Source organism: Gordonia sp. DT30 (genome assembly GCF_049844915.1).
GTDB lineage: Bacteria > Actinomycetota > Actinomycetes > Mycobacteriales > Mycobacteriaceae > Gordonia.
This window is the reverse complement of record NZ_JBNCLY010000011.1, coordinates 141203-148248: the sequence shown is the minus strand read 5'-3', so window position 1 is coordinate 148248 and position 7046 is coordinate 141203. Positions and strand designations below refer to the sequence as shown.

Genomic DNA, 7046 nt, shown 5'->3' with positions numbered 1-7046 from the left:
CCTTTCCGTTCGACTTGCATGTGTTAAGCACGCCGCCAGCGTTCGTCCTGAGCCAGGATCAAACTCTCCATGAAAAAACATCGAAACCCAAAAGTTTCAACACAACCAGGAAAGCAAAACCTGACCAAAAAACAATCCAAAAAACTGGCAAAAAATAACTCCGAACACCACCACCAAAAGTAGCGGCATCCAAAAATCAATGCCATCAAAAAATGGCATCAAACAATCCACCAACACACTATCGAGTTCTCAACGAACACACACCCACCAACACCACCCCACACAGGAGCGAACTTCGGCGAGCTTGTTCTGTTTCGGAATTGTTAACCCCTTGCGGAGCAACTCTTCCAGAGTACCAGCCGCATTTCGCGTCCGCAACCTGGGGTTGTGGTCCCGATTTGGCGTATGGCGTCCGATCCATCTGTGCGAGCACATCACTGTGCCCGGTCGATTTCTCGGGGTCGGTCTGCGTCTGCCCGGTTTCCTCTCCCCGCCGAACTTCTTTCGAAGCCCTCCGGGGCGGCGCCGCGGCGCGCTGACTCGGATTAAGTTACGCACCGAAGGAGTGAACTTCCAAATCGCCTGGTCAACTGGTGCGCAGGGTGGTCGGACATGGCTGCGGGCTCGCCGGTGGGTGGTCACCGAGGTGCTTCCGGACGCATCGGCCGGCCGGGTATTGCGATTGGGTCGCGTTCGGCCCGCGGGCCGCACCGTGCACGCTAGCGTGGAGAGACCAGCGTCCGGTTCAACCGAATGCGCTGGCCGGCCGAGAGCATCGACGCCCCGAGACCGCCGGGCCGCTCTGGGTCCCTACACCGGTCGTGCGTATGCACGGTCGGCCATCCACACGGGAGGTGGAGTTCATGCTCTGGACAATCATCAGCGCAATCATCGTTGGTTTGATCGTGGGTGCTCTGGCACGACTGCTGATGCCGGGCAAGCAGGACATCGGCGTCATCATGACCATCGTGCTCGGCGTGGTCGGGTCCCTGGTCGGATCCTGGTTGACCTACCAGTTCGGCTACAACAACGACAACGGCGGCTGGGAGGTCATCCCGTTCATCGTCGGAATCGTCGTGGCGATCGTGTTGATCGCCGCCTACCTGGCCATCCGAGGCCGCACCGTGCGGCAGTAGCAGCCGAGGCGATGAGTTGACCGCAGGTGACCGCACCGGCCCACAGCCGGCCGGGCGGTCACCTGCGGTGTCCGCCCACCTGTCTGCCCACTTTCTTTGGGCTGCCCACTTCAGTGCGCTGCCCGGCTAGCATCGGCGGTGATGCTTCACATCGGGACGTCGGGCTGGCAGTACCAGGACTGGCGCGGCCAGTTCTATCCGGCGGGGCTCCCACAACGGAAGTGGCTGGGCTACTACGCCACCCACTTCACTACCGTCGAGGTCAACAACACCTTCTACCGGCTCCCGCAACGCTCCACGTTCGAGTCGTGGCGTGACGGCCTCCCACCAGGATTCCGGATGTCGGTGAAGATGAGCCGCTATCTCACCCACGTCAAGCGCCTGAACGAACCCGAAGAACCCGTCGAGCGATTCCTCGGTCGTGCCGACGGTCTGGGCGAGCGCCTCGGTCCGGTACTACTGCAACTGCCACCGAATCTGCAGGCGAAGCCCGAGGCGCTCGATCACGTCCTGGGGCTGATCCCGGCCGGCGTGCGCGTCGTCGTCGAGCCCCGTCACACGTCGTGGTGGTGCGACGAGGTGCGAGAAGTCCTCGAGCGCCGGGAGGCGGCGCTGTGCTGGGCCGACCGTCGCAGTCGTATCCTCACACCACTTTGGACGACAACGGATTTCGGATACCTGCGGCTCCACGAGGGCCGATCGGCGCGGGCCACCGCGTATGGCCGGGGCGCCATCGACGGATGGCTACAACGCATCGCAGGCGCCTTCGATGATCGCCACGACGTGTACGTCTACTTCAACAACGACACCGGCGGGGCCGCGGTCGACAACGCACTGACCATGATCGCCCGGGCGCAGGCCGCGGGATTGTCGGTGGCCGCGCCCGAACCGGCGTGACCGCCGCGCCTCACCTACTCGAGGTCCGGCGCAGCCGGGTGTTGACGAATTCACCCATACCCCAGCGCCCCAACTCGCGTCCGAAGCCGGACCGCTTGACACCACCGAACGGCAGACCGGGCAGCGTCGTGCCGTGCTCGTTGACGTAGGCCATGCCGACGTCGAGTCGGTCGGCGACCTCTTTGGCCTTGTCGAGGTCCGTGCCCCAGACCGATCCGCTCAACCCGAATTGCACGTCGTTGGCCACCTGCACGGCCTCGTCCACCGACCCGTACCGGTACACCATGGCGACCGGGCCGAAGATCTCCTCGGAATAGGCGTCCATCTCGGGCGTGATGTCGGTGAGCACGGCCGGCTGCAGGAATGCGCCGTCGCGATCGAGAGCGGTCCCGCCGGTCCGCAGCGTCGCCCCTTGCTTCACCGCGGTCTGCACCTGCTGGGCCACGGTGTCGCGGGCAGTGACCGACGACAGTGGTCCGACCTTCGTGTCGGCGTCGGTCGGGTCGCCGACGACCGCGTCGTCGAAAGCCTGCACCAGTCCGTCGACGAACTCGTCATACAGCTCGTCGGGCACGATGAAGCGCTTCGGCGAGTTGCAGGCCTGACCCGTATTCGACAGTCGCGCCCGCGAAGCCACCTTGATGAGACGTGACATGTCGGCGGTGTCGAGGACGACGAAGGGATCCGAACCGCCGAGTTCGAGGACCGCCTTCTTGAGGTTCTTCGCCGCGACCTCGGCGACCGCCGCGCCGGCTTTCTCACTACCGGTGAGGGAGACACCGCGGATCGCGTCGTTCTCCAGCAGCGTCGCGATCTGGTCGCTGTTGGCGTAGGCGTTGATATAGGCGTCCTCGGGCACTCCCGCCTCGTGGACGACCTCTGCCATCAGTGCCGAGGACCCTGCGCAGATCGATGCGTGTTTGAGGATGATGCTGTTGCCGAGCATCAGGTTGGGGGCGACGAATCGCGCCACCTGGTAGTAGGGATAATTCCACGGCATCACCCCGACGAGTGGTCCGATCGGCCGGTGCTGCACCAGCGATTCGTCGGCACCCTGTGGATCCAGCGGCTCGTCGACGAGCAGGTCGGGGCCGTGCTCGGCGTACCAGCGGTAGATGCCGGCGGCCAGCTGGACCTCGCCGGCGGCCTCTTTGGTCACCTTGCCCATCTCGGTGGTGATGGCGGCGGCGAGTTCGTCGGCGCGTTTCTCGTAGAGGTCGGCGATGCGCGCGAGCGTGTCTGCGCGTTCGGTGGCCGGCACGGCCCGCCATCGCTCGTATCCGGTGGCCGACCGCTGGGCGAGTCGGTCGATCTCGTCGTCGGAGAGCAAGGCGAACTCGCGTTCGGTGACTCCCGTCGTCGGGTTGGTGGTCACATATGCGCTCATGTCCCGAAACTACGCTCGCCACCGCCCATCCGGTGGGCGCTATGCCGGGTTTGTGGTTCGTGTGACCAAGGTGCCGGATGGGTCGCGCCGTCGGCGTACCGCACCAAGCCCGAGCATTGGCCATAGGGTTGACGAATGCATTTCGTCATCTACGGTGCCGGCGCGATCGGCGGAGTCGTCGGCGCCCACCTGCATGCCTCCGGAATCCCCACCACCCTGGTGGCGCGTGGTGCCCATCTGGCGGCCATGCGCGAGCACGGCCTTGTCCTCGACACGGCCGGCGGCCGGCACGCCCACCGAATTCCGCTGGCGGCCAACGCAAGCGAGGTCGAGTGGACCGAGGACACGGTGGTGTTGCTGACGGTGAAGAGCCAACAGACCGCGGCTGCGCTCGATGACCTGCGCACGTCCGCGCCGCCGAGCACGCCGATCGTGTCGGCGCAGAACGGCGTCGCGAACGAACCGGCCATCCTGCGCCGGTTCGCCCGCACCTATTCGGTGTGCGTGATGCTGCCTGCGCTGCATCTCGAGCCCGGTGTGGTGGTGCAGGGGTCCTCCGCACACCCGGGCATCCTCGACGTCGGACGGTTTCCCGACGGGGTGGACGCCCTGAGCACGTCCCTTGCGTCGTGCTTTGCGGCGGCCGGATTCCCGTCCGAGGCGCGCCCGCAGATCATGGCGTGGAAGTACCGCAAACTGATCATGAACCTGGCCAATGGGATCGACGCCTGCTTCCGCGATGACAGCGCCGCCCACCGGGAGCTCGTGTCCAGGGCGCGCGCCGAAGGCGAGGCCGTGCTGGCCGCGGCCGGTATCGAGGCGGTGAGCAGCGAGACCGATCGGCAACGGCGCGGCGATCTCATCGTGCGACGCCCCACCGGTGAGGACGGCAGCGGCAGCTCCACCTGGCAGAGCGTGGAACGCGGCACCGGTAGCGTCGAAATCGATTATCTGACAGGTGAAATCGTGTTGCTGGGACGGCTACATGGAGTCGGGACACCGGTCAACGAGCTGGTACAGGCCGAGACGATGCGGCTGGTCCGTGACCGGCTCCCGGCCGGCAGCCTGGATCCGGCGGCGGCAGTGACCCGGCTGGCGCAGGCCTGAGCACGACGGTCGCGTCGACGCCGAAACATCGTTGGGGCCCATGCCTTATCGTGGATGCGTGGCATCCGCACGACAGTCGCTGCGCGCCGGACAGCTGATCACCGGCGACACCGGACATCGTTACCGCATCGACAGTCTCCTCGACGGCGGTGGTTTCGGCGTCGTCTACCGGGCGTCCCGGCTGGCCGCGACGAGTGATCGGGTGCTCCGCAAGGTCTGCGTCAAGGTGTGTGCGAGTGCCGCGGACTGGCACGGTGAGGCGCACATGGGCCATCTGCTGGCCGGGCGACGCGAGGTGGTGCAGGTCCTCGACGCCTTCGCGTTCGGCGGGGGCTCGCGCAGGGCCACCCGGTATGTGATCGTCTCGGAGCTGATGCGCGAGGGCACCGTCGGTGACCTGATTCTCGACGGCACCTGGCACGGATGGCGGCCGACGCGGGTTCGGCGGGAGATCCGTGAGTTGTTGGCGGTGCTCAAGTTGATGCATGCCGCCGGTGTCACCCATCGCGACATCAAGCCCGACAACGTCTTTCTTCGCGATGGTCATCTCACGCTCGGGGATTTCGGGATCGCCAAGCACTCGCTGACGCCCTGGCACTCACCGTCGGACCCGTACACACCTGCCTACATGCCGGTCGACGTCGACGACTACCGGCACTGGGCGACCTGGCTCGACATCTACCAAGTCGGGTTGCTTGCCTGCACGTTGCTGACCGGCCGGGACTGGACCAACGATGCGGTGCCACGGATCCGCGACGTGGAGGCACCCGAGGATCTCAAGTGCTGGATCTGGCATGCGATCGCAGGCAAGGGGATGCGGTACGTCGACGGCAATCAGGCACTCGACGCACTCGTCGGTCTGCACAAGATCGACATGTGCCCGGCGCGCGGCCCGTCGACCCTGGCCGGACACCGGGTGGTGATCACCGGCCGGTTCAGTACCGGCACCCAACCGGAGCTTGCACAACTGATCGAGGACGCCGGCGCGGTGGTGCAGTCGACGGTCGGTGACGACACCACGATTCTGGTGCGCGCCCATGACATCGAGGGCGCGGTCGGCGTTCACGAGGGCCGCAAGTTGTTCGGCGCACGTGAGCGCAAGCGACGCGGACAGCCGATCCATGTGATCGACGAGGACCGGCTGTGCCGGCTGATGGGATTGGCTGTGGTGTAGCCGGGGAGTCATATGAATGGGGGGATCTTTCTGCGCAATCGCGCAATCACCGGTATGGGACCGTAACGTCGCAGTCACATGATGTTCCGGCAGATCGGGGAGCTTGGCATGGATGCAGACGACATGCGAGGAGACGTCGACTTCGACACCGCCGTCAACGAAGCGTGGGCACAGTATCGACATCGGCTCGCCGCACTGCTGTCCGATCTCGACGAGGGGCAGGCGCTCGTCGTCGAACAGAACCTCGACATTCCCGAGGGCGCGCACGGCGCTCTCACCTTCACCGCCGGGTCCGACGACCGGATCATGTGCACCATCGTCGAGGCCGACCTGCATCCTCATCCCGACTGGCTCGATGAGAACGGCACCGCACTCGAGAACCTCGGCTGGTTGCGCGACGACGGCGACGGCTCATTCAGCGCCGCGGTGCCCCGCACGCGGGTCGACGAGCTCGCCGCCCTCGCCACCACGACCCTGATCGAGATCTGGAGCGCCGGACATCCGGCGTTTCTCACCGGCACCGACCTGGTCCGTCACGAACCGGCGCTCGACGTGGTCGCACTGCCCGCCCGGCACAGCGATCTGCGGGCGATGGTGCTCGAGGCACTCGAGACGATGGCGGGTCCGGTGATCGTCGACGGCGACGGCGACATCCCGCTGCCGACCGGGGAGGTGAAGTCCTGGCTGCGGGTGATGCCGCACCGTGCGACGCTGGAATTCTTCGGCACCGTCGTCGAAAACGTCTCCGACCTGCCGGCCGCCTACGAGTTCGTGGCCACCCGGACGATGCCGTACACGGGGATCAAACTGGTCGTCCACGGCACCTGCGTCGTGGCGGTACTGACCGTCGAGGCGACCGCCTTCTCGCGGCACAACGTGGCGGCCGGGATCGGGCAGTGGCTGCAGTTCTTCGCGGAGGAGCGCCCGGAGATCGTCGACGCGCTCGACGCGGCCACCGACCCCGCACTTCCCGAAATATTGCAGACCCTGATCGAACTCGATTGTGACGGTGAGTCTCTCGGCGCCGAAGACGTCGCGAAGATCTGCGGATACGACCACGAGACGATCCTCGACTACATCCGGACCGCCGAGGAGCAGCACGTCACGTGGGCCACGTCGGCCGATCAGGCCACCGTCGAGCAGAACGACGCCGAGGCGAGCGCCTGCCGGCACGAGAGCGATGCGTGGGCCGAGACCACCCGGCAGTTGCGCGCGGCGTTGCGCGTCGTCGCCCTCTCTGGGCAGGCCCGGCACCGGCCCACCGCCACCTGAGCGCATTCTCGGCGGCCGGGTGCCGCGGCGACCGAGAAGCCACGTCGTGTCTTGGGTGAACCGTCGCCCGCGA

6 protein-coding genes and 1 rRNA gene are annotated in these 7046 nt (G+C 66.0%); 5 read left to right on the top strand and 2 right to left on the bottom strand.

Annotation, left to right across the window (positions count from 1 at the left end; all coding sequences use genetic code 11):
* Nucleotides 1–74 (bottom strand): 16S ribosomal RNA (locus tag ACLQ3C_RS12750); the annotation flags it as partial.
* Nucleotides 75–863: 789 nt separating this feature from the next.
* Between ACLQ3C_RS12750 and ACLQ3C_RS12745 the strand changes: the two genes are divergently transcribed.
* Nucleotides 864–1136, top strand: a complete 273-nt coding sequence (locus ACLQ3C_RS12745; protein WP_425705429.1) for a GlsB/YeaQ/YmgE family stress response membrane protein — start codon at nt 864–866, stop codon at nt 1134–1136.
* 141 nt (nt 1137–1277) lie between these two features.
* Nucleotides 1278–2033, top strand: a complete 756-nt coding sequence (locus tag ACLQ3C_RS12740) for a DUF72 domain-containing protein (RefSeq protein ID WP_425705428.1) — start codon at nt 1278–1280, stop codon at nt 2031–2033.
* Between the two features lie 10 nt (nt 2034–2043).
* Here the strand turns inward: ACLQ3C_RS12740 and ACLQ3C_RS12735 are convergent, their stop codons facing one another.
* Nucleotides 2044–3420, bottom strand: coding sequence for an NAD-dependent succinate-semialdehyde dehydrogenase (locus ACLQ3C_RS12735; RefSeq protein WP_425705427.1), 1377 nt, complete (start codon nt 3418–3420; stop codon nt 2044–2046).
* 135 nt (nt 3421–3555) lie between these two features.
* Here ACLQ3C_RS12735 and ACLQ3C_RS12730 point away from each other — a divergent pair, with 135 nt between their 5' ends.
* The 3 genes from ACLQ3C_RS12730 (at nt 3556) to ACLQ3C_RS12720 (ending at nt 6973) form a co-directional block, all read left to right on the top strand.
* Nucleotides 3556–4527, top strand: coding sequence for a ketopantoate reductase family protein (locus ACLQ3C_RS12730; protein ID WP_425705426.1), 972 nt, complete (start codon nt 3556–3558; stop codon nt 4525–4527).
* A gap of 58 nt (nt 4528–4585) precedes the next feature.
* On the top strand, nt 4586–5701 hold the full coding sequence (locus ACLQ3C_RS12725; RefSeq protein ID WP_425705425.1) for a protein kinase domain-containing protein: 1116 nt from the start codon (nt 4586–4588) through the stop codon (nt 5699–5701).
* A 108-nt stretch (nt 5702–5809) separates the two neighbouring features.
* Nucleotides 5810–6973: a TY-Chap domain-containing protein gene (locus ACLQ3C_RS12720; RefSeq protein ID WP_425705424.1), complete on the top strand. Its 1164-nt coding sequence runs from the start codon at nt 5810–5812 to the stop codon at nt 6971–6973.
* Nucleotides 6974–7046: the final 73 nt, after the last annotated feature.